Source organism: Stenotrophomonas sp. PI_27, from assembly GCF_027854495.1.
GTDB classification, from domain to species: domain Bacteria; phylum Pseudomonadota; class Gammaproteobacteria; order Xanthomonadales; family Xanthomonadaceae; genus Stenotrophomonas; species Stenotrophomonas pavanii.
Window position 1 is genome coordinate 335,523 of record NZ_JAJNOF010000004.1, and the last position, 21,970, is coordinate 357,492.

The 21,970-nt window shown below is 66.4% G+C and carries 15 protein-coding genes; 9 read left to right on the forward strand and 6 right to left on the reverse strand.

The window, feature by feature from the left end; all coding sequences use genetic code 11:
• Positions 1–43 precede the first annotated feature (43 nt).
• The 6 genes from LRM18_RS07560 (at position 44) to LRM18_RS07585 (ending at position 9,500) form a co-directional block, all read left to right on the forward strand.
• Positions 44–826: a helix-turn-helix transcriptional regulator gene (locus LRM18_RS07560; RefSeq protein WP_336297082.1), complete on the forward strand. Its 783-nt coding sequence runs from the start codon at positions 44–46 to the stop codon at positions 824–826.
• Between the two features lie 388 nt (positions 827–1,214).
• Positions 1,215–2,600 (forward strand): NAD-dependent succinate-semialdehyde dehydrogenase, encoded by a 1,386-nt coding sequence (locus tag LRM18_RS07565; protein WP_270953088.1) that lies wholly within the window; start codon positions 1,215–1,217, stop codon positions 2,598–2,600.
• Positions 2,601–2,662: 62 nt separating this feature from the next.
• On the forward strand, positions 2,663–4,303 hold the full coding sequence (locus tag LRM18_RS07570) for an acetolactate synthase large subunit (RefSeq protein WP_270953090.1): 1,641 nt from the start codon (positions 2,663–2,665) through the stop codon (positions 4,301–4,303).
• 160 nt (positions 4,304–4,463) lie between these two features.
• Entirely contained in the window at positions 4,464–5,975 is a 1,512-nt protein-coding gene (gene lysS / locus LRM18_RS07575) for a lysine--tRNA ligase (RefSeq protein ID WP_049466789.1), read from the forward strand.
• 205 nt (positions 5,976–6,180) lie between these two features.
• Entirely contained in the window at positions 6,181–7,326 is a 1,146-nt protein-coding gene (locus LRM18_RS07580) for a two-component system response regulator (RefSeq protein WP_049466787.1), read from the forward strand.
• Entirely contained in the window at positions 7,323–9,500 is a 2,178-nt protein-coding gene (locus tag LRM18_RS07585; RefSeq protein ID WP_270953094.1) for a response regulator, read from the forward strand. Before LRM18_RS07580 ends, LRM18_RS07585 begins: the two co-directional genes overlap by 4 nt.
• Positions 9,501–9,570: 70 nt before the next feature.
• On the opposite strand, the gene LRM18_RS07590 is transcribed toward LRM18_RS07585, so the two are convergent.
• From LRM18_RS07590 to betI, 5 genes are all read right to left on the reverse strand, one after another.
• Positions 9,571–10,443 (reverse strand): crotonase/enoyl-CoA hydratase family protein, encoded by an 873-nt coding sequence (locus LRM18_RS07590; RefSeq protein ID WP_014647007.1) that lies wholly within the window; start codon positions 10,441–10,443, stop codon positions 9,571–9,573.
• Positions 10,444–10,604: 161 nt separating this feature from the next.
• A complete protein-coding gene (locus LRM18_RS07595) occupies positions 10,605–12,281 on the reverse strand; it encodes a long-chain fatty acid--CoA ligase (protein WP_270953098.1) in 1,677 nt (558 codons plus the stop codon).
• A gap of 222 nt (positions 12,282–12,503) precedes the next feature.
• A complete protein-coding gene (gene betA, locus LRM18_RS07600) occupies positions 12,504–14,186 on the reverse strand; it encodes a choline dehydrogenase (RefSeq protein WP_021202070.1) in 1,683 nt (560 codons plus the stop codon).
• A gap of 101 nt (positions 14,187–14,287) precedes the next feature.
• Complete coding sequence (betB, locus tag LRM18_RS07605; protein ID WP_103282957.1) at positions 14,288–15,760, reverse strand: betaine-aldehyde dehydrogenase; 1,473 nt, start codon at positions 15,758–15,760, stop codon at positions 14,288–14,290.
• Positions 15,761–15,798: 38 nt separating this feature from the next.
• On the reverse strand, positions 15,799–16,389 hold the full coding sequence (gene betI / locus LRM18_RS07610; RefSeq protein ID WP_014647011.1) for a transcriptional regulator BetI: 591 nt from the start codon (positions 16,387–16,389) through the stop codon (positions 15,799–15,801).
• A 169-nt stretch (positions 16,390–16,558) separates the two neighbouring features.
• Between betI and LRM18_RS07615 the strand changes: the two genes are divergently transcribed.
• Complete coding sequence (locus LRM18_RS07615; RefSeq protein ID WP_049466778.1) at positions 16,559–18,109, forward strand: BCCT family transporter; 1,551 nt, start codon at positions 16,559–16,561, stop codon at positions 18,107–18,109.
• A 151-nt stretch (positions 18,110–18,260) separates the two neighbouring features.
• On the opposite strand, the gene acnA is transcribed toward LRM18_RS07615, so the two are convergent.
• Positions 18,261–21,014: an aconitate hydratase AcnA gene (acnA, locus tag LRM18_RS07620; protein WP_270953104.1), complete on the reverse strand. Its 2,754-nt coding sequence runs from the start codon at positions 21,012–21,014 to the stop codon at positions 18,261–18,263.
• 302 nt (positions 21,015–21,316) lie between these two features.
• Here acnA and LRM18_RS07625 point away from each other — a divergent pair, with 302 nt between their 5' ends.
• Together LRM18_RS07625 and LRM18_RS07630 are read left to right on the forward strand one after the other, a co-directional pair.
• On the forward strand, positions 21,317–21,541 hold the full coding sequence (locus LRM18_RS07625; RefSeq protein WP_005409505.1) for an AbrB/MazE/SpoVT family DNA-binding domain-containing protein: 225 nt from the start codon (positions 21,317–21,319) through the stop codon (positions 21,539–21,541).
• Positions 21,542–21,547: 6 nt separating this feature from the next.
• Complete coding sequence (locus tag LRM18_RS07630; protein WP_005416402.1) at positions 21,548–21,946, forward strand: type II toxin-antitoxin system VapC family toxin; 399 nt, start codon at positions 21,548–21,550, stop codon at positions 21,944–21,946.
• The last annotated feature ends 24 nt before the right edge of the window (positions 21,947–21,970 follow it).

Below are 21,970 nucleotides of genomic sequence, written 5' to 3' on the forward strand. Positions count from 1 at the left end.
GACGCGCCTGCGCGGATAGCATCGCCTTCCGCAACGGAGGGCGATGATGCGCAGCGAAAGTGAACGCAAGGAACTGGGCGGCTTCCTCAAGGCCTGCCGCGCCCGTGTCGACCCCGCCACGCTCGGCCTGCCGGCCGGGCGCCGGCGTACCCCGGGCCTGAAACGCGAGGAAGTCGCGCTGGCGATCGGGGTCAGCGTCAGCTGGTACACCTGGATCGAGCAGGGCCGTGAAGTGCGCGCCTCGCCCGAGGTGCTGGAGCGGCTGGCGCAGGTGCTGCGCATGAGCGACGACGAGCGCGCCTATGCGTTTGCGCTGTCCGGCTACGGCGTGCCGCTGGAGTCGCCGGACGAGAGCGTGACCGATGGCCTGCGCCAGTTGGTGGAGGCGATGCAGCCGATCCCGGCCTACGTGCGCAACACCCGCTTCGATATCCTGGCCTGGAATCCGGCCATTGCCGATCTGTTCGTGGACTACAGCCAGTTGGCGCCGCATGAGCGCAACACGCTGCGGCTGATGTTCCTGTACCCGCCGTACCGCACGTTGATCCTCAACTGGGAAGAAATGACCCGTGGCCTGCTGGCCGGCTTCCGCGCGGCGATGGCGCAGGCGCCGGACAAGGCGCCGTTCCTGGCGCTGGTCGAGAACCTCGCCGCGCACAGCGAAGAATTCCGCCAGTGGTGGCCGGAGCACGACGTGCGCCGGTTCGATGAGGGTGCGAAGAAGCTGAACCATCCCACGCGCGGGCTGCTGGACCTGCAGTACGTGGCGCTGGTGCCGGAGAGCCGGCACGATCTTTCCCTGGTGACCTACCTGCCGCGAAAGTAGGGGGTGTTCGGCAGGGCTTGCAGCCCTGCACCTGCGGTAGTGCCGGCCGCTGGCCGGCAACCTCAGAAGCAACAGCAACAGCGGACATTCTGTGGGATATCGAATGAGATTCCGGGGTCAGATCCGTTTGCCTTCGGAAAACGGATCTGACCCCGAGAGTCGTTCCGATAGATTGCGGAAAACCGCCATCCCGCGGACGGCCAGCTTCTGCTTTTGAGGTTGCCGGCCAGCGGCCGGGACTACAGCGGCCTGCCCGCATCTATCCCCATTCAGCCAGGTAAGTGCCGGTCACAGGATAGGCAGACGCCTTGTTGCCTCCGCCAATCGGGTCCACATTCCTGTGCAGAAGACGGGCCACCGCCCGTTGTCGAGACAACAGGAGCCCTGCATGTCCGCTGCCCCCACCACCGCCATTTCCCGCGATCCGGCTACCGGCCAGCAGATCGCCAGCCATCCCTTCGCCACCGATGCCGAACTGGATGCGATCCTCGAGCGTGGCCAGGCCGGCTTCGCCGCCTGGAGCGCCAGCAGCCTCGAACAGCGGGCCGCAGTGCTGCGTGCGATGGCCGCCGTACTGCGCCGTGACCGTGAAAAGCTGGCCGCGCTGGCCACTGCCGAAATGGGCAAGGTCCAGGCCGAAGCACTGGCCGAGATCGAGAAGTGCGCCGTGCTGTGCGACTGGTACGCCGACCACGGCGCGCAGTTCCTGCGTGACGAACCCACCCAGGTGCCCGATGACAAGGCCTACGTGTCCTACCTGCCGCTGGGCGTGGTGCTGGGCATCATGCCGTGGAATTTCCCGTACTGGCAGGTGATGCGCGCGGCGGTGCCGATCCTGATGGGGGGCAACGGCTTCCTGCTGAAGCCGGCCGAGAACATCGTCGGTACCGCGCAGCTGCTCGACGCCGCCTGGCGCGACGCGGGGCTGCCGGAAGGCACCTTCATCGCCGCCAACATCAGCCGCGAGGGCACCAGCCGCGCGATTGCCGATGACCGCATTGCGGCAGTCACCCTGACCGGCAGCGTGGCCGCCGGCCGCAGCATCGCCGCCCAGGCCGGGCAGGCGCTGAAGAAGGTGGTGCTGGAGCTGGGGGGCTCGGATCCGTTCATCGTGCTGGCCGATGCCGATCTGGACGCTGCCGTGGACGCGGCGGTGGCCTCGCGCTTCCAGAATACCGGGCAGGTCTGCATTGCCGGCAAGCGGATCATCGTTGAAGACGCGGTGTACGACCGCTTCGTCGCGCAGTTCTGCCAGAAGGTGCAGGCACTGACCATCGGCGATGGCCGCGAGGCAGGCAACCGCATCGGGCCGATGGCACGCCAGGACCTGCTGGAACAGTTGGACGCGCAGGTGCGCGCCTCGGTGGACGCAGGCGCGAAGCTGCTCGTCGGTGGCCATCAGCTCGGTCGCCCGGGCGCGTTCTATGCGCCCACCGTGCTGGCGGACGTGGAGCCGGGCATGCAGGCCTTTGATACGGAGACGTTCGGGCCGGTGGCCTCGATCAGCCGCGCCCGTGACGCCGACCACGCAGTGGAACTGGCCAACCAGAGCGAATTCGGCCTCAGCGGCAACCTGTGGACCGGTGACCGCGCCCGTGCCATGCAGCTGGCGCGCCGGCTGCAGACCGGCGGTGTGTTCGTCAACGGCTTCTCCGCTTCCGACCCCCGCGTGCCGATCGGCGGCGTGAAGAAGAGCGGTTTCGGCCGCGAGCTCTCGCACTTCGGCATCCGTGAATTCGTCAACGCGCAGACAGTGTGGTTCGACAAGCATTGACGCGCGGCTCTCATCCTTCCTGCAACGATCCACCATCAGTCCAGCACAAAGGACGGCATCCGATGTCCAAGGGTTCAGATCTGCTCGTCGCCGCACTTGAGAACGAAGGCGTCGAGCGCATTTTCGGTATTCCCGGCGAAGAGAACCTCGACGTGGTCGAGTCGCTCCGCCATTCCAGCATCGAACTGGTCATCACCCGCCACGAACAGGCGGCGGTGTTCATGGCGGCCACTTACGGTCGCCTGACCGGCAAGCCGGGCGTATGCCTGGCAACGCTCGGTCCGGGCGCGCTCAACTTCACCACCGGCGCTGCCTATGCGCTGCTCGGTGCGTGGCCGGTGATCCTGATCACCGGACAGAAGGGCATCGTCGCCAGCAAGCAGGCGCGCTTCCAGATCGTCGACATCGTCAGCACGATGAAGCCGCTGACCAAGCAGGCGCGGCAGATCGTCTCGGCGCGCACGATCCCGACCATCGTCCGCGAGGCGTTCCGGGTTGCCCAGGAGGAGCGGCCAGGCCCGGTGCTGCTGGAGCTGCCCGAGGACATCGCCGCCGATGAGGTCGAGGGCGCGGCGCTGATCCCGCCGCACGCGGTGGACCGCCCGGTCGCCAGCCCGGAAGCGCTGGACCGCGCGGCAGAGATCATCCGCAACGCCCGGCGTCCGCTGCTGATGATCGCTTCGGCGGCGTCGCGGCCGCAGTCCAGCGAGGCGCTGTCGGCGTTCGTGCTGCGCGCCGGCATTCCGTTCTTCACCACGCAGATGGGCAAAGGCGCGGTGGCCGGGGGCTCGGGCCTGTACATGGGCACCGCGGCGCTGACCGAGCGTGATTACGTGCACATGGCGATCGACCAGGCCGACGTGATCGTGACCATCGGTCACGAAGTCACCGAGAAGCCGCCGTTCGTGATGCGCCCCGGTGGGCCGACGGTGATCCATATCGGCTACTCGCAGGCGGCGGTGGAGCAGGTGTACTTCCCGCAGGTGGAGGTGATCGGTGATATCGGCCGTTCCTTGACCCAGCTGGCCGATCGCATCGAAGGTGCAGTGCCCAATGCCGATGCGCTGCTGCCGCTGCGCGCAACCATCCTCGAGCACCTGGCCGACCGTGCCGATGAGGCCCGGTTCACCCCGCAGCGGCTGGTGCACGACGTGCGCCAGGTGATGCCACCCGATGGCATCGTGGCGCTGGACAACGGCATGTACAAGATCTGGTTTGCGCGCAACTACCGCACCCAGGTGGCCAACACATTGCTGCTGGACAACGCGCTGGCGACCATGGGCGCGGGCCTGCCGTCGGCGATCATGGCCTCGATCCTGTACCCGCAACGACGGGTGCTGGCGGTGTGTGGCGACGGCGGCTTCATGATGAACAGCCAGGAGCTGGAGACGGCGCGGCGGCTGGGCCTGAACCTGGTGGTGCTGATCCTCAACGATGGCGCCTACGGCATGATCCGCTGGAAGCAGGCGGTGGATGGTTTCACCGACTATGGCATGACCTTCAGCAACCCGGATTTCGTGAAGTACGCGGAGGCCTACGGCTGCAAGGGCCACGAGGTGACCGCCATCGAGCAGTTCATCCCGACCCTGGAAGCTGCGTTCAACGAGGGTGGGGTGCACCTGGTCTCGGTGCCGGTAGACTATTCGGAGAACCAGCGGGTGCTGGTGGATGAGTTGCGGCAGGCCTTCCCCGGCAACAGGTAGACATCCAGGGTCCAGGCAGGGTCCCGGAGGCGGTCAGATTCCTTTGCGCAGCAGGGGGATCTGACCCCTCTCCCGGCTGGGGCAGGGCGGTTTTGGTATGCTGGGCAACCGGCTGTGCCGGGCGCTGCATCCCCCCTCACTACACGATTCCCGCAGATCCATGAGCGAAGCTACCGATACCCCCCCCGTCGACGAAAACAAGTTGATCGCCGAGCGCCGCGAGAAACTCAAAGCGCTGCGTGGGCAGGGCATCGCGTATCCGAACGATTTCCGTCGCGAGGACTTCGCCGGCCGCCTGCAGGAAGAATTCGCCGATGCCGAACAGTGGACCGCCGAGGCGCTGGAAGGCAACGGCCGCCAGGTGAAGATGGCCGGCCGCCTGATGGCCAAGCGCATCATGGGCAAGGCCAGCTTCGCGCAGATCCAGGACGAGTCCGGCCGCATCCAGCTGTTCCTGCAGGGTGCCGTGCTGGGCGATGCCTACACCGCGTTCAAGGGCTGGGACGTGGGTGACATCATCGCCGTCGAAGGCGGCCTGACCCGCACCAAGACCGGCGAACTGTCGGTCAAGGCCGAGTCGATCCGCCTGCTGACCAAGTCGCTGCGCCCGCTGCCGGACAAGTGGCACGGCCTGGCCGACGTCGAGCAGCGCTATCGCCAGCGCTACGTCGACCTGATCGTGACCCCGGAGTCGCGCGCGGTCTTCATCAAGCGCTCCAAGATCATCCGCGCCATGCGCGCATGGCTGGACAGCCGCGACTTCCTGGAAGTCGAGACGCCGATGATGCATTACATCCCCGGCGGCGCGGCGGCCAAGCCGTTCACCACCCACCACAATGCGCTGGACCTGGACCTGTACCTGCGCGTGGCGCCGGAGCTGTACCTCAAGCGCCTGACCGTGGGTGGCCTGGAGCGGGTGTACGAGATCAACCGCAACTTCCGCAATGAAGGCGTCAGCACCCGCCACAACCCGGAATTCACCATGATGGAGCTGTACGAGGCCTACGCCACGTACAACGAGATCATGGACCTGACCGAAGGCGTGATCCGTGACGTGGCCAGGACCGTCAACGGCAGCACCGAGGTCGAGTGGGATGGCGCGAAGATCGACCTGGGCCCGGCGTTCCGCCGCTGGCGCATGGACGAGGCAGTCCGCCACCACAACCCGGAAATCTCCGTCGCCGACTGTACCGACCGCGACGCGCTGCTGCGCCATTGCGAGCGCCTGAAGATCCGCGTCAAGCCGTCCTACGGCTGGGGCAAGCTGCTGCTGGAGATCTTCGAGGCCACCGTCGAGCACACCCTGATCCAGCCGACCTTCATCACCGACCACCCGGTGGAGGTCTCGCCGCTGGCCCGTGCCAACGACAATGATCCGGGCTACACCGACCGCTTCGAGCTGTTCGTCAACGGCAAGGAGCTGGCCAACGGCTTCTCCGAGCTGAACGATCCGGAAGACCAGGCCCAGCGCTTCCAGGCCCAGGTGGCCGCGAAGGAAGGTGGCGATGACGAGGCCATGCACTACGACGCCGACTACATCCGTGCGCTGGAGTACGGCATGGCACCGACCGGCGGCCTCGGCATCGGCGTGGATCGTCTGGTGATGCTGCTGACCGGCAGCAGCTCGATCCGCGATGTACTGCTGTTCCCGTACATGCGTCCGGAGCAGTAAGTCGCCTTTTTGACTCCCGATTGTGCGCGCCGTCCCGAAACGAGACGGCGCGATTGACGCGTCCCGCACTCGGCGTATCGTAATTGCACTACCTTGACGCCTGTTATGGCTTGATCGGCGCCAGGGGGAGGGCACGGTGTGGGGAGTCCGCTTCACATTGTGATGACGATCATGAATCGGGACGCATGACACGGGAGTCAGGCCGATGCAGGGTGCGAGCGTTCGCAGCGGCAGAGTATCCTCGCCTGCTGATGATCCAGCGTGGTCGAAAAACCAGGCAGAGTACGCGTTGAACATCGTCATCGTTGACGACCAGACTTCCGCACGGACGATGCTGCGTCACGTCATCGAAGACATCGCGCCGGAACTGAGCGTGTATGACTTCGGAGACCCGTTGACCGCATTGGCCTGGTGCGAAGCCCATCCGGTCGACCTGCTGCTGCTCGATTACCGCATGCCGGAGATGGATGGGCTGGAGTTCGCCCGTCGTTTCCGTCGCCTGCCCAAGCACCGCGACATTCCGGTGATCCTGATCACCGTGGTCGGTGACGAGCCGATCCGCCAGGCGGCACTGGAAGCCGGCGTCATCGACTTCCTGGTCAAGCCGATCCGCCCGCGCGAACTGCGTGCGCGCTGCTACAACCTGCTGCAGTTGCGCCAGCAAACCGAGAACGTGAAGCAACGGGCGCTGTCGCTGGAGCAGCGCCTGCTGGCCAGCATGCATGAGGTCGAAGAGCGCGAGCGCGAAACGCTGTCGCGGCTGGCGCGGGCGATCGAGTTCCGTGACGCCGGCACCAGCGCCTACCTGGAGCGCATGGCGCGCGTGGCCGGACTGATCGCCGAACAGCTCGGGCTGCCCGAGGAGGACGTGCGCCTGATCGAAATGGCTGCGCCGCTGCATGACATGGGCAAGATCGCCATTCCCGATGCGGTGCTGCTCAAGCAAGGCAAGCTCAACGAGGAAGAGCTGGCGATCATGCGCCGGCACCCGCGGATTGGCCATGAACTGCTGAGCGGCAGCCAGAATCGTTTCATCCAGGTTGGCGCATTGATCGCACTGCGTCATCATGAGCGCTACGACGGCAGCGGCTATCCCGATGGGCTGGTCGGCGATGCGATTCCGCTGGAAGCGCGCATCGTGGCCGTCGCCGATGTCTTCGACGCCCTGATTTCGCCCCGTCCGTACAAGGAAGCATGGACCATGGAAGCCACCCTGGCTTATCTCTACGCCCAGCGTGGCCGGCTGTTCGATCCCCGATGCGTGGACGCGCTGCTGCGCGGCCGCGAACAGCTGGACCAGATCTGCGCCGAGCATTCGATGGCGTCCGCGCGCCCGGGGCTGGGCGCGTGAAACGCCTGTTGTCGCAGCTGCGGCTGCGCCTGTCCCAGCGCCAGGACAGCGAGCACGGCCAGCAGATCGTCCGCATCGTGCTGATCAGCCTGATCCTGGCCTACGTGCTGTTGCCGGCGCCGCGCCACGATCTGCCGCACACCCAGTACGTCGGTGTGCTGGCGATCGTGCTGACCGGCCTGAGCCTGTCGCTGCTGCTGTTCGGCTGGCTGCTGTGGCGGCCGGCGCGTTCCGATCCGCGCCGCGTGCTGGGCATGCTGGCCGACTACGGCCTGATCGCTGCGGGCATGGTGCAGATGGGCGAGCCGCTGGCCTGGGTCTACATCGTGGTGATGTGGGTGACGGTCGGCAACGGCATGCGCTTCGGCAACCATTACCTGTACGTGGCGGTGGCGATGGCCATGGTGAGCTTCGGTTGCACTGTGCTGCTGACGCCCTACTGGCAACAGAATTTCCGCCTGGCCATCGGCCTCTGGCTGGGCCTGGCAGCGGTGCCGCTGTACTTCTCGACACTGCTGCGGCAGCTGACCGAAGCGATGGCCGAGGCGCGCCGCGCCAGCGAGGCCAAGAGCCGGTTCCTGGCCAACATGAGCCATGAGTTCCGCACGCCGTTGAATGGTCTAAACGGCATGACCGAAGTGCTGGCCACCACGCGCCTGGATGACGAGCAGCGCGAGTGCCTCAACACCATCCAGGCGTCGTCGCGCAGCCTGCTGGCACTGGTGGAGGAAGTGCTGGACATCTCGGCCATCGAGGCCGGCAAGTTGCGCGTGGTGGCCGAGGACTTCGCCGTGGCCGACGTGATCCAGGCGATCGGCCTGATCCTGCTGCCACAGGCCAAGGCCAAGCGACTGGATTACCGGGTGAAGGTGGCCGACGGTGTGCCGCCACGCGTGCGCGGCGATGTCGGGCACCTGCGGCAGATCCTGCTGAACCTGGCCGGCAACGCGGTCAAGTTCACCGACCATGGCCGGGTCGAGATCCGGGTCGGCGTGGTACAGGCCGATGCCAGCGGGGCGGTGCGGTTGCGCTTCGACATCCTCGACACCGGCATCGGCGTGCCACCTGCCATGCGTGCACGGCTGTTCGACGCGTTCGAGCAGGCCGACGTCAGCATGGCGCGCCGTCACGAGGGGACCGGGCTGGGCACGACCATCGCCAAGGGCCTGGTCGAGGCGATGGACGGTGACATCGGCTATCTGGAAAACCCGCCGCGCGGCAGCCACTTCTGGGTCGAGCTGCCGTTCGCGCCGCCGCAGCCGCAGGTGCCGGGCGCGGTGCCGAGCCTGAGCGGCGACGAAGGCGTGGGCCCGGGCGGCAACGTGATCGCTTTTGCCGATCCGTTCCTGCGCCATCGCGCCCGCGTGCGCAGCATGCAGATCCTGGTGGCCGACGACCACGAGGCCAACCGCATGGTCCTGCAGCGCCTGCTGCAGAAGGCCGGCCATCGCGTGCTGTGCGTGGACGGCGGCGAGGCGGTGCTGGATGCGCTGGCCGACAGCGAGTTCGACGCGGTCATCGTCGATCTGCACATGCCGGGCATGAGCGGGCTGGACATGCTCAAGGAACTGCGGGTGATGCAGGCCGGCGGCGGTCCGCGCACGCCGGTACTGGTACTCAGTGCGGATGTAACGCCCGAGGCGATCCAGCGCTGTACCCAGGCCGGCGCACATGCCTTCCTGGCCAAGCCCGTCGTTGCGGTGCGCCTGCTCGATACGCTGGCCGAGATCGCCAGCAATGCCCAGCTGAAGACCATGGCCGCACCGGTGGTGCGACCGGCGGCGCCGCTGCAGGATGGCGTGCTCGACAGCAGCGTGCTGGACGAACTGGCCTCGCTGGGCATGGGCGAGGGCTTCGAGCGTGAATTCATCCGCCAGTGCCTGGAAGACGTGGCGAGCTGCATGGGCAAGGCCGAGCAGGCCGGCGAGGCGGCTCACTGGGACGTGTTCCGCGAACAGTCCCACGCGATCAAGGGCGTGGCCAGCAACCTTGGCCTGATGCGCGCGTCCAACCGTGCCGGCGAGCTGATGCGGATGGCCGACTGGCAGCTGAAGACCGAATGGCGCACGCGCCTGGGCATCCTGCAGGAGGCGATCAAGGAAGGCCGGCGCGCACTCGACGCGCGGGCCGAACGCCGGCTGCGCGGAGCCGCCGATGATGGTGAAGCGCGCTGAGGCGTGGCGTGAACTCAAAAAAAGCCCGGTGGCCAGCCGGGCTTGAACCCATCCTGGGGGAGGGGAGGAATCAGGCCGCGTCGAGGCTGGCGCGACGGGTCTGGGCCTTGATCAGGCGATCCATGGTGCGCAGCGAGCGGTCGCCGAGTGCGAGGGCGGAATCGACCCATACCTTGGTGATCTCCAGCAGTTCGTCGTAGCTGACCGGCTGGGCGATGGCGCGTGCGGCGTTCATCGCCAGATAGGACTGCGGCGTGCGCTGCTGCTGGCGGATCAGTTCTTCCACCGCCGCCCGGCCTTCGCCCTTCTTCACCAGTACGTCGACCACGCCCATCGCGTGCATCTCCTCGGCGCTGTAGACCCGGCCGTCGAGGATGATCTTCTCGGCCAGGTGGGGGGACACGCGCCGGCACAGGAAGGAGTACGCACCCATGCCCGGGAACAGGCCGAACAGCACCTCCGGCAGGCCCAGTCCGCTGCCTTCCTCGGCGACGATGGTGTGGCAGGCCAGGGCCATTTCCAGGCCGCCGCCGAGGGCGTCACCCTGGATCAGCGCGATCGAACGGACGTCGCCGCCGAACCCGGTGTGCAGGTGGTGCACGCCCTCCACGCAGCGCTGGGCGTAGTTCAGCAGGAGGTCGCGGTTGCCTTCGCGGATCAGGCGGGTGAACAGGTCCAGGTCGCCGCCCAGGTTGTAGGCGACGGCATCGGAGGCCAGCACGAAATGCCGCAATGTCCCGTTGTGGCGTTCGGCAGGGCTGCGGGTGATGGCCGCCATGTAGCTCCACATTTCGTCGAGCATGTCCTTGCGGCAGCAGGGGCGGATCCCGGTGGCGGCATCGGCGTGCATGAACAGCCAGTGGGCAGCGCCGTCGGCGCTGTCTTCGGTACGGATGGTGGCGAACGGTGAGCCGCTTGAAGGCAGCTTTTCGATGGTACTCATGGAAGGGTCCTCGGCATGCGGCCCGCAGTGTCAGGTGGGTGGCCGGCGGGCCGAACGGTCCACACACGCGGCGATGCTACACCGCCTCAGGGGCGTCGCATGCGAAAGGGCCCGGGACGTTTCCGCCCCGGGCCCTGCATCGTTCAAATTGCCGCAAACCCTTACTGGGCGGGCGTATCGCGGAGTTCGCGACGGAGGATCTTGCCGACGTTGGTCTTCGGCAGCTCCTTTCGGAATTCAACGATTTTGGGGTGCTTGTAGCCGGTCAGGTTGGCCCGGGCATGCTCCTTGACCATTTCGGCGGTCAGGTTCGGGTCCTTCTTCACGATGACCACCTTCACCACCTCGCCGGACTTGTCGTCCGGGACGCCGACCGCGGCCACTTCCAGCACGCTCGGCATCATCGCGATCACGTCCTCGACCTCGTTCGGGTACACGTTGAAGCCGGACACCAGGATCATGTCCTTCTTGCGGTCGACGATGTAGAAGAAGCCGTGTTCGTCCATCTTGGCCATGTCGCCGGTATGCAGCCAGCCGTCCGCGTCGATGGCCTTGGCCGTTTCCTCCGGGCGCTGCCAGTAGCCCTTCATCACCTGCGGGCCCTTGATGCAGAGCTCGCCGACATCGCCCAGCGGCAGGATGGCACTGTTGTCATCCTTGATGCAGGCATCGGTGGACGGGATCGGCAGTCCGATCGAGCCGTTGTACTCGGTCAGGGTGAGCGGGTTGATGCAGGCCGCCGGTGAGGTCTCGGTCAGGCCATAGGCCTCGACCAGGGTCACGCCGGTGACCTTCTTCCAGCGCTCGGCCACGGCGCGCTGCACCGCCATGCCACCGCCCAGGGTGACCTTCAGCGAGGAGAAGTCGACCGTGTCGAAGCCGGGGGTGTTGAGCAGCCCGTTGAACAGCGTGTTGACACCGGTGATGGCGGTGAAGCGCACCGACTTGAGCTCCTTGACGAAGCCCTTCATGTCCCGCGGGTTGGTGATCAGGTGGTTGCAGCCACCGAACTTCATGAAGACCAGCCCGTTCGCGGTCAGCGCAAAGATGTGGTACAGCGGCAGGGCGGTGATGATCCACTCCTTGCCCATCTCGATGCCCGACGCGCTGATCCAGGCCGAGGCCTGCTGCATGTTGGCGATCAGGTTGCGGTTGGTCAGCATCGCGCCCTTGGCCACGCCGGTGGTGCCGCCGGTGTACTGCAGGAAGGCGATGTCGTCGTGGTCGATCTCGACCTTGGGCAGGCTGTGGCGACTGCCGAGCTTGAGCGACTGGCGGAAGCGCACCGCGCCCTTGAGATGGTAGTTGGGCACCATCTTCTTGATGTACTTCAGCACGAAGTTGACGATCACGCCCTTGGCGCCGAGCAGGTCGCCCAGGCCGGTGGTGACCACATGCTTGACCGGCGTATCGGCGATGACCTGTTCGACGGTGTCGCCGAAGTTGTCGACCACCACCAGCGCGGTCACGCCGGCATCAATCAGCTGGTGCTTGAGCTCGCGCGCGGTGTACAGCGGGTTGACGTTGACCACGGTCAGGCCGGCGCGCAGCACGCCGAAGGTGGCCACCGGGTACTGCAGGCAGTTGGGCATCATCAGGGCGACGCGGTCGCCCTTCTTGAGCTTGAGCTCACCCAGCAGGTAGGCCGCGAACTGTTCGACCAGCGCGTCGGTCTCGCCATAGGTGAGGACCTTGCCGAAGCTGGAGTAGGCGGGACGGTCGCGGAACTTCGCGACGGAAGCGTCGAAGACCGAAGCTACCGAATGGAACTCGTTGACGTCGATTTCGGCGGGAACGCCTTTCGGATAGCTCTGCAGCCAGGGACGATCCAGACTCATATTCCCCCTCCAGGAATCGTGATGTATTAGGTTCCGACCCTGAGCGTATCGACAACGGCCGGTCATTGCAGCATACCCCGCCGTAGGGAAAACGCGAAGAGGCCCCGGAGAGCCTCTTTGCTGGGTAGTGCCGGCCGCTGGCCGGCATCTGCGCTGGACAGGCCATCCGACGGATGCCGGCCAGCGGCCGGCACTATCGTGGCCCCAAGCGGGCCGCCTGCGTCAACCCTGCTTGCGCACCGGCGCACCGTTGGCCTTGTAGTACGGCGCGGTGCTGCGGGCCAGCGGCGTGCGGCCGCGGATCACGTCGGCCAGCTTCTCGGCCATCATGATGGTCGGCGCGTTGAGGTTGCCGGTCACCACCTGCGGCATGATCGAGGCATCGACGATGCGCAGGCCTTCCAGGCCGTGCACGCGACCCTGGCCATCGACCACCGCCATCGGGTCGTCGGCATGGCCCATCTTGTTCGAGCAGGACGGGTGGTAGGCGGTCTCGGCATGCTCGCGCACGAACGCATCGATCTGTGCATCGGTCTGCAGTGCACTGCCCGGCGAGATCTCGCGGCCGCTGTACGGGGCCAGTGCCGGCTGCGCGAAGATCTCGCGGGTGATGCGGATCGCCGCGCGGAATTCGCGCCAGTCCTGCTCGTGCGACATGTAGTTGAACAGGATGCTCGGATGTTCGCGCGGATCCTTCGAGCGCACGTGGATGCGGCCACGGCTGGGCGAGCGCATCGAGCCGACGTGCATCTGGAAGCTGTGCGCCTTGATCGGGTTGGAGCCGTTGTAATTGATCGCCACCGGCAGGAAGTGGTACTGCAGGTTCGGCCAGTCGAATTCGGCGTCGCTGCGGATGAAGCCACCGGCCTCGAACTGGTTGCTGGCGCCGATGCCGGTGCCCAGGAACAGCCACTCGGCACCGATCGCCGGCTGGTTGTACAGCTTCAGCGCCGGGGCCAGCGAGACCGGCTTCTTGCACTCGTACTGCAGGTACATCTCAAGGTGGTCCTGCAGGTTGGCGCCGACGCCGGGCAGGTGGTGCACGAGGTCGATGTCGAGGCTGCGCAGCAGGTCGGCCGGGCCGACGCCCGAGCGCTGCAGGATCTGCGGCGAGGCGATGGCGCCGCCGCACAGCAGCACCTCGCGGCGGGCGGTCGCACGCTGCGGCTGGTCGTTGTGCAGCCACTGCACGCCCACCGCACGCTTGCCCGAGAACAGGATGCGGTCGGTCAGCGCGTGGGTGACGATGGTCAGGTTCGGGCGCGGCTTGGCCAGGTCCAGGTAGCCGCGGGCGGTGCTGGAGCGACGGCCCTTCGGGGTCACCGTGCGGTCCATCGGGCCGAAGCCTTCCTGCTGGTAGCCGTTGAGATCGTCGGTGCGCGGGTAGCCGGCCTGCACGCCGGCCTCGACCATCGCAGCGAACAGTTCGTTGTTGCCGGCCTTGGGCGTGGTCACGCGCAGCGGGCCGTCACCGCCGTGGTAGTCGTTGGGGCCGATGTCACGGGTTTCGGCCTTGCGGAAGTAGGGCAGGCAGTCCAGGTAGGTCCAGTCCTCCAGGCCGGGCATGCTGGCCCAGTTGTCGTAGTCCATCGCATTGCCACGGATGTAGCACATGCCGTTGATCAGCGACGAGCCGCCCAGGCCCTTGCCGCGGCCGCAGTCCATGCGGCGGTTGTTCATGAAGGGCTCCGGATCGGTCTTGTACGCCCAGTTGTAGCGCTTGCCCTGCAGCGGGAAGGCCAGTGCGGCCGGCATCTGGGTACGGAAATCGAACCGGTAGTCCGGGCCACCGGCTTCCAGCAGCAGCACGCTGACATCGGCATCTTCGGTGAGGCGGGTGGCCAGCACGTTGCCGGCCGAACCGGCGCCGATGATGATGTAGTCGTACTCGTTATGGGTGCTCATGGGTGTCTCCTGCAGGCCGCGACGCACTGCGGGCAGGCGTCGCGGCGGAATGTCGGATCGGCGCGATGGCCGGACGAAGGGGCGTGCTGGCGGCGCGCCGGTCAGAACACGCTGGCGTAGTCGCCCAGCTCGACCTGCACCGACTTGATGCGGGTGTAGTGGCCGAGGGTCGAGATGCCGTTCTCGCGGCCGACGCCGGATTCCTTGTAGCCACCGACCGGCATTTCGGCCGGCGATTCACCCCAGGTGTTGATCCAGCAGATGCCGGCTTCCAGGCGGTGGATGATGCGGTGGGCGCGGCTGATGTCCTTGCTGACCACGCCGGCGGCGAGGCCGAAGGTGGTGTCGTTGGCGCGGCGCACCACTTCGTCTTCGTCGTCGTAGGCGAGGATGCTCATCACCGGCCCGAAGATCTCTTCCCGGACAATCGTCATGTCGTCGCGGCAATCGGAGAACACGGTCGGCAGCACGTAGGCACCGTTGGCCAGCGCGCCTTCAGTGGCACGGCCGCCGCCCACCAGCAGGCGGGCGCCCTCGGCCTTGCCGCTTTCGATGTAGCGCAGCACGTTTTCCATGTGCGGGAAGCTGGTCAGCGGGCCGAAGTTGGTCTCGGCGGCCATCGGGTCGCCGATGCGGATGCGCTTGACGCGCTCGACAACGGCGGCCTCGAACGCGGCCAACATGCTGCGCGGCACGAACACGCGGGTGCCGTTGGTGCAGACCTGGCCGGAGCTGAAGAAGTTGGCCATCACCGCGATGTCGGCGGCGCGGTCCAGGTCGGCGTCATCGCAGATCACCAGCGGCGACTTGCCGCCCAGCTCCATGGTCACTTCCTTCAGCGACGAGGACGCGGCGCTGGCCATGACCTTCTTGCCGGTGGCGACGCCGCCGGTGAAGGAGATCTTCTCGATCACCGGGTGCTCGGTCAGCCACTGGCCGATCTCGCGGCCCGGGCCCTGCACGACGTTGAACACACCGGCCGGCACGCCGGCTTCGGTGTAGATCTCGGCCAGCCGGATCGCGGTCAACGGGGTCACTTCGGACGGCTTGAACACCATCGCATTGCCGGCGGCCAGGGCGGGGGCGGACTTCCACATGGCGATCTGGATCGGGTAGTTCCAGGCACCGATGCCGGCCACCACGCCCAGCGGTTCGCGGCGGGTGTAGAAGAAGCTCGATTCGCGCAGCGGCAGCTGGATGCCTTCGATGGCGGTGGCCAGGCCGGCGTAGTACTCGACCACGTCGGCACCGGTGACGATGTCCACCGTGGTGGTCTCGGCCAGCGCCTTGCCGGTGTCCAGCGTTTCCAGGTGGGCCAGTTCGTCGTTGCGCTCGCGCAGGATCTCGACGGCGCGGCGCAGGATGCGCGAACGCTCCATCGCGGTCATTGCCGCCCATGCCTTCTGGCCCTCGGCCGCGCTCTGCACGGCGCGCTCGACGTCGGCCTGGCTGGCAACCTGCACTTCGGCGATCACCTCACCGGTGGCCGGGTTGACGGTCTTGAAGGTCTTGCCGCTGGTGGCATCGACGCGCTGGCCGTGGATGTAGAGCTGTTGGACGGGCAGGGTGGTCATGGGGCGTACTCCTTGGAAGGGGGCGGGTGCTGAAGCGCTTATAGCGCGGCAGCCTGCAACTGGAAGTCGATGTAGCCGTAGGCGATGCGCCGGGACTTGTCGGCGTTGAACTGGCCGCCGACGAGGCTGCCGCGCAGCCACAGGCCGTCGATCATCGCGGCCAGGCCACGGGCGGCCAGACGGGCCTGCGGATGGGGCAGCAGGCGGTTGAACTGGTGGCACAGGTTGGAGAACAGGCGCTGGTCGTTGGCGCGCTGCAACCGGGCCAGTTCCGGCTGATGCATGCTGGCGGCCCAGAACGTGAGCCAGACGCGCATCGCGGTACCGTTGATCTGGCTGTCGTCGAAGTTGCCATCGACGATGGCACGCAGCTGCTCGCGGGGGTCATCGCTGGCCTCGGCGCGGTAGCGGGCGACGGCGTCCTTCAGTTCGCGCAGGATCTGCCGCATTGCAGCATTGAGCAGGCCGTCCTTGTCGCCGAAATAGTGGGCGACGATGCCGCTGGACAGCCCTGCCTTCTTCGCGATGGTGGCGACGGTCGCGTCGGCCATGCCGATCTCGTCGATGGTCTGGAAAGTGGCCCGGATCAGCTGTTCGCGCCGTACCGGTTCCACGCCTTTCTTCGGCATTGTCTCTCCACGGTTTGCGACCCGAACGATCGGGTTGCCGGCCATTATGCTTTTTATTGATTGAACGTTCAATCAATAAACCCTAGGATGCGCTCGCGCCCCACGCCATGGGCCCGGTTTTCCGGTCCGGCCCCGCCCATGTGCTCCCCCGGACTGATGAGACGATCCCATGTCTTCCCTGGCTCATCCCAAGCGTTCGCCCCTGCGCTTGAACCGTTTTGTCTTCCTCAGCTCATCGGTGTCGATCGGCATCCTGGGGCTGCTCACCGTTCTCTATCCCGAAGGCAGCGAGCACTGGCTGCAATGGGCGCAGGCCGAGGTCTCGGCCGCGTTCGGCTGGTGGTACATGCTGCTGATCGTGCTGTGCCTGGGCTTCGTGCTGTGGCTGGCGTTCTCGCCTTACGGCCGCATCCGGCTGGGCCACAACGAGGAATCACCGGCCTTTGGCTACGTTGCCTGGGTCTCGATGCTGTTCTCGGCCGGCATCGGCATCGCGCTGCTGTACTACGGTGCCTACGAGCCGCTGGACCATTTCCTGCACCCGCCCGGGCAGCCTGGTGGCACCGTGGCCGCCGGCCGCGAGGCGATGGTGCTGACCTTCCTGCACTGGGGCCTGCATGGCTGGGCGCTGTATGCACTGGTCGGGGTGGCGCTGGGCTACTTCGCCTACCGCCGCGACCTGCCGCTGGCGCTGCGCTCGGCGCTGTACCCGATCTTCGGTGAGCGCATCCATGGCCGCATCGGCGACATGGTCGATGGCTTCGGCATCCTGGCCACGCTGATCTCGATGGTGACCAACCTCGGCATCGGCGCGCTGGTGGTGCAGTCCGGCCTGGTCTACCTGTTCCACATCCCGGATACGCCGCAGGTGCTGGTGGCCATCGTGCTGGTGATGATGGTGGTGGCCACCATCGGCGTGGTCGCTGGCGTGGAAAAGGGCATTGCGTGGCTGTCCAACCTCAACGTGCGCCTGCTGTGCGGCCTGCTGCTGTTCGTGCTGGTCACCGGCCCGACCCTGCACCTGTTCGACGGCCTGATCCAGAACACCGGCGATTATCTCGGCGCGTTCGTGCGCAAGAGCTTCGACATGTACCTCAACGATCCCAAGGGCCGTGAATGGATGGGGTCGTGGACGCTGTTCTACTGGGCGTGGTGGATCGCCTGGGCGCCGTTCGTCGGCCTTTTCGTGGCGCGCATCTCGCGCGGCCGCACCATCCGCGAAGTGATCATGGGCGTGCTGCTGATCCCGCTCGGCTTCACCCTGGCCTGGCTGTCGATCTTCGGCAACACCGCCATCGACCTGGTGCTCAACCATGGCCAGTCGATCCTGGGCGAGGTGGCCCAGCACGATGCGGCGATGACGCTGTTCAAGCTGCTGGAGTACCTGCCCGGCGCGCCGTACGTGGCCGGTGCCGCGGTGGTGATCGGCTTCGTGCTGTTCCTGACCCCGGTCGATTCGGGCACGCTGATGATCGCCAACCTGTGCACCCGTCGCGTTGACGATGGCGTCGAAGATGGCCATGACGCGCCGATCTGGCTGCGCGTGTTCTGGGCGGCCGGCATCACCGTGGCCAGCGTCGGCCTGCTGCTGGCCGGCAATTTCAGCGCGATGCAGACGGCGGTGGTGCTGTGTGGCCTGCCGTTCTCGTTCACCCTGGCGTTCTACATGTGGGGCCTGTTGAAGGCGCTGCGCACCGACCCGGATGCGCCACGCAGGTGAGCGCGCACCTGGCGCCCATCCCGGTGCCGCCGGAGATGCGGTAGAGCCAGACCATGCCTGTCTGCAGAGAAACAGGAAGGGCCGGATCCGCGAGGATCCGGCCCTTTTGTTGGGTAGTCGACTAGCAGTCGACTCTACCGAGAGCGGAACGTTACTTGCTGGCCAGCTGGCGCAGCACGTACTGCAGCAGGCCGCCGTGGCGGAAGTACTCGACTTCCTTCGGGGTCAGCAGCATCACCGAGACCTCGAAGGTCTTCTTCGTGCCGTCGGCCTTGGTCGCGGTGACCGTGGCGCGCTTGCTGGCACCGTCCTGCAGGCCGGTGATGTCGATCACTTCCGAGCCGTCCAGGCCCAGGCTCTGGGCGTTCTCGCCGTTGCGGAACTGCAGCGGCAGCACGCCCATGCCGACCAGGTTCGAGCGGTGGATGCGCTCGAAGCTCTCGGCGATGACTGCCTTCACCCCCAGCAGCAGGGTGCCCTTGGCCGCCCAGTCGCGCGACGAGCCGGTGCCGTATTCCTTGCCGGCCAGCACCACCAGCGGCACCTTGTCGGCCTTGTACTTCATGGCGGCATCGTAGATCGCCAGCTTCTCCGGCTGGCCGCCGCCGGCGGGGTAGTACAGGGTGTTGCCGCCTTCCTCGCCACCGAACATCAGGTTCTTGATGCGGATGTTGGCGAAGGTGCCGCGGACCATCACGTCATCGTTGCCGCGGCGGCTGCCGTAGCTGTTGAAGTCGGCCGGCTGCACGCCGCGTTCCTGCAGGAAGCGGCCCGCCGGCGAGTCCTTCTTGATGTTGCCGGCCGGGGAGATGTGGTCGGTGGTGATCGAATCGCCGAACAGGCCCATCACGCGCGCGCCGTGCACGTCGTCGATGCTGCCGGTCTGCATGGTCATGCCATCGAAGTACGGCGGGTTCTTGATGTAGGTGGACGCATCGCTCCACGCGTACAGGTTGCCGTCCGGCGAGGCGATGGTGTTCCAGCGGGTGTCACCCTTGAACACGTCGGCGTAGTTCTGCTTGAACATCTCCGGCCCGATGGTGGCAGCGATGACGTCGCCGATTTCCTTGTTGCTCGGCCAGATGTCGCGCAGGAACACCGGCTGGCCGTCGCTGCCCGTACCCAGCGGCTGGGTGGTCAGGTCGATGTCGGTGGTGCCGGCGATGGCGTAGGCCACCACCAGCGGCGGGCTGGCCAGGTAGTTCATCTTCACTTCGGGGTGCACGCGGCCCTCGAAGTTGCGGTTGCCCGACAGCACCGAGGTGACCACCAGGTCACCGGCGGCGATGCCAGCGCTGACCTCGGTCGGCAGCGGGCCGGAGTTGCCGATGCAGGTGGTGCAGCCGTAGCCGACCACGTAGAAGCCGATCTTCTCCAGCTCCTTCAGCACGCCGGCCTTTTCCAGGTAGTCGGTGACCACGCGCGAGCCCGGCCCGAGCGAGGTCTTCACCCACGGCTGGCGGTTCAGGCCCTTGGCGGCCGCGTTGCGGGCCAGCAGGCCGGCACCGATCATCACCGCCGGGTTGGAGGTGTTGGTGCACGAGGTGATGGCAGCGATGACCACCGCGCCGTCCTTCAGCCGCACCTTGCGGCCTTCGATCTCGATGTCGGCGAAGCCCTTGGCCAACTGCTCGTTGCCGACCGCCGCGCCGCCGCCTTCATTGACGAACGAGGACACATCATCACTGCGCTTATCGCGGTTGCTGGTCATGCCGACCAGTGCTTCGCGGTAGTTCTTCTGCACGTCTTCCAGCAGCACGCGGTCCTGCGGACGCTTCGGGCCGGCCAGCGACGGCTTCACCGTGCCCATGTCCAGTTCCAGCGTGGTGCTGTACTGGGCGTGCGGGCTGCCCGGCTCGTGCCACAGGCCCTGCGCCTTGGCATAGGCCTCGACAAGGTTGATCTGCTCTTCGCTGCGGCCGGACAGGCGCAGGTAGTTCAGCGACTCGGCGTCGATCGGGAAGATGCCGCAGGTGGCACCGTATTCCGGGGCCATGTTGCCGATGGTCGCCCGATCGGCCAGCGGCAGGTGCTGCAGGCCATCACCGTAGAACTCGACGAACTTGCCGACCACGCCGAGCTTGCGCAGCATCTGGGTGACGGTCAGCACCAGGTCGGTGGCGGTGGCGCCCTCGGGCAGCTTGCCGGTCAGCTTGAAGCCGACCACCTGCGGGATCAGCATCGACGATGGTTGGCCGAGCATGGCCGCCTCGGCCTCGATGCCGCCCACGCCCCAGCCCAGCACGCCGATGCCGTTGATCATGGTGGTGTGACTGTCGGTGCCGAACACGGTATCCGGGTAGGCCACGGCCTTGCCATCCTTGTCCGCGGTCATCACCACGCGGGCCAGGTTTTCAAGGTTCACCTGGTGGACGATGCCGGTGTTGGGCGGCACCACCTTGAAGTTGTCGAAGGCCTTCTGGCCCCAGCGCAGGAAGCCGTAGCGTTCCTGGTTGCGCTGGAATTCGATCTTGCCGTTGAGGTCCAGCGCGTCGGGCTTGCCGAACACGTCGACCTGCACCGAGTGGTCGATGACCAGTTCGGAGGGAATCTGCGGATTGATCTGCTCCGGCTTGCCGCCGAGCTTGACGACGGCGTCGCGCATCGCGGCCAGGTCGACCACGCAGGGCACGCCGGTGAAGTCCTGCAGGACCACGCGCGCGGGCATGAAGGCGATTTCGGTGTCCGGTTCGGCGGCCGGATTCCAGCGGGCCACGGCCTCGATGTGGTCCTTGCCGACGGTGATGCCGCCATCCTCGTGCCGGAGCAGGTTCTCCAGCAGGATCTTCATCGAGTAGGGCAGGTGGGAGATATCGAAGCGCTGGCCCAGCGTGGACAGGCTGAAGTAGTCGTAGGTCTTGCCGCCGACGTTCAGCTGGCTGCGGGTGGAGAACGAATCGCTCATGCGGGGTAACTCCTTCTTGCGGATGGCTTGCAGTGGCCCGCGCATGGGCGGGCCTGCTTGCGGTCGCCGCGGGCCTGACGGCCCCGGTCATCCCAGTATGAACCCCGGACTGAATGGGTTCATCCGGGCCGGGCTCCGACCTGCGGCATCGGTTCCAGACTACAGGGGAAGGTGTATGGCGTATGTCACGTTTGTGGCCGATCCTTTGCGAGGCAAGGGCTGGCGGGGCGCCGGTCCTGTTCAGGGTGGAAGTATGCCCGGGGAAGTATGTATAATTTGTGCATACTCTGGAGGGCCTACCGATGGAAGCCACTGTTGCAGAACGCGGACAGATCACCCTGCCCAAGGCGGTGCGTGATGCCCTCGGCCTGACCAAGGGCACGCTGCTGAAGGTCGAGCTGGACGGCAGCCGCATCATCCTGCGCAAGAGTGTTGACGATGCCATTTCACGGGCGCGCGGCAAGTTCGCGCTGGACGGCTTCGAGTCGTCCGATGCGGCGGTGCGCGCGGTGCGCGACGAGGAATAAGCCGTGATGATCGCCGTCGATTCACCGGTACTGGTCGAGCTGCTCAGCAATGGCCCGCAGGCCGATGCCGTGGAAGCCATCCTCCGGCAGAGCTTGGTCGGCGGCCGCGTGGTGGTCTGCGGCGCGACCCTGGCCGAAGTCTGCGCATCGCTGCGCGGCGGTGCCGAGGTGCTCGAAGCGCTGGAAGAAATGGGCGTGCACTTCAACCCGATGGAAGCCAAGTCGGCACTGCGCGCCGGCGAGATGCACCGCCGTCATCGCCAGCGCGGCGGCAGCCGCCGCAGCCTGGATGAATTCATGGTCGGCGCCCACGCACTGCTGCAGTGCGATGGCCTGATCACCTGGAACGACACGTTTTACCGCGACTACTTCAAGGGCCTGAAGCTGATCGTGCCGCACGCCTGAGCCCACTTTTGATTTTTCAACCTA

What these genes read in the sequence shown, in the direction of transcription:
- LRM18_RS07560 (WP_336297082.1), top strand. Translation starts at nt 44, where the DNA reads ATGATGCGCAGCGAAAGTGAACGCAAGGAACTGGGCGGCTTCCTCAAG.
- LRM18_RS07565 (WP_270953088.1), top strand. Translation starts at nt 1,215, where the DNA reads ATGTCCGCTGCCCCCACCACCGCCATTTCCCGCGATCCGGCTACCGGC.
- LRM18_RS07570 (WP_270953090.1), top strand. Translation starts at nt 2,663, where the DNA reads ATGTCCAAGGGTTCAGATCTGCTCGTCGCCGCACTTGAGAACGAAGGC.
- lysS (WP_049466789.1), top strand. Translation starts at nt 4,464, where the DNA reads ATGAGCGAAGCTACCGATACCCCCCCCGTCGACGAAAACAAGTTGATC.
- LRM18_RS07580 (WP_049466787.1), top strand. Translation starts at nt 6,181, where the DNA reads ATGCAGGGTGCGAGCGTTCGCAGCGGCAGAGTATCCTCGCCTGCTGAT.
- LRM18_RS07590 (WP_014647007.1), bottom strand. Translation starts at nt 10,443, where the DNA reads ATGAGTACCATCGAAAAGCTGCCTTCAAGCGGCTCACCGTTCGCCACC.
- LRM18_RS07595 (WP_270953098.1), bottom strand. Translation starts at nt 12,281, where the DNA reads ATGAGTCTGGATCGTCCCTGGCTGCAGAGCTATCCGAAAGGCGTTCCC.
- betA (WP_021202070.1), bottom strand. Translation starts at nt 14,186, where the DNA reads ATGAGCACCCATAACGAGTACGACTACATCATCATCGGCGCCGGTTCG.
- betB (WP_103282957.1), bottom strand. Translation starts at nt 15,760, where the DNA reads ATGACCACCCTGCCCGTCCAACAGCTCTACATCCACGGCCAGCGCGTC.
- betI (WP_014647011.1), bottom strand. Translation starts at nt 16,389, where the DNA reads ATGCCGAAGAAAGGCGTGGAACCGGTACGGCGCGAACAGCTGATCCGG.
- LRM18_RS07615 (WP_049466778.1), top strand. Translation starts at nt 16,559, where the DNA reads ATGTCTTCCCTGGCTCATCCCAAGCGTTCGCCCCTGCGCTTGAACCGT.
- acnA (WP_270953104.1), bottom strand. Translation starts at nt 21,014, where the DNA reads ATGAGCGATTCGTTCTCCACCCGCAGCCAGCTGAACGTCGGCGGCAAG.
- LRM18_RS07625 (WP_005409505.1), top strand. Translation starts at nt 21,317, where the DNA reads ATGGAAGCCACTGTTGCAGAACGCGGACAGATCACCCTGCCCAAGGCG.
- LRM18_RS07630 (WP_005416402.1), top strand. Translation starts at nt 21,548, where the DNA reads ATGATCGCCGTCGATTCACCGGTACTGGTCGAGCTGCTCAGCAATGGC.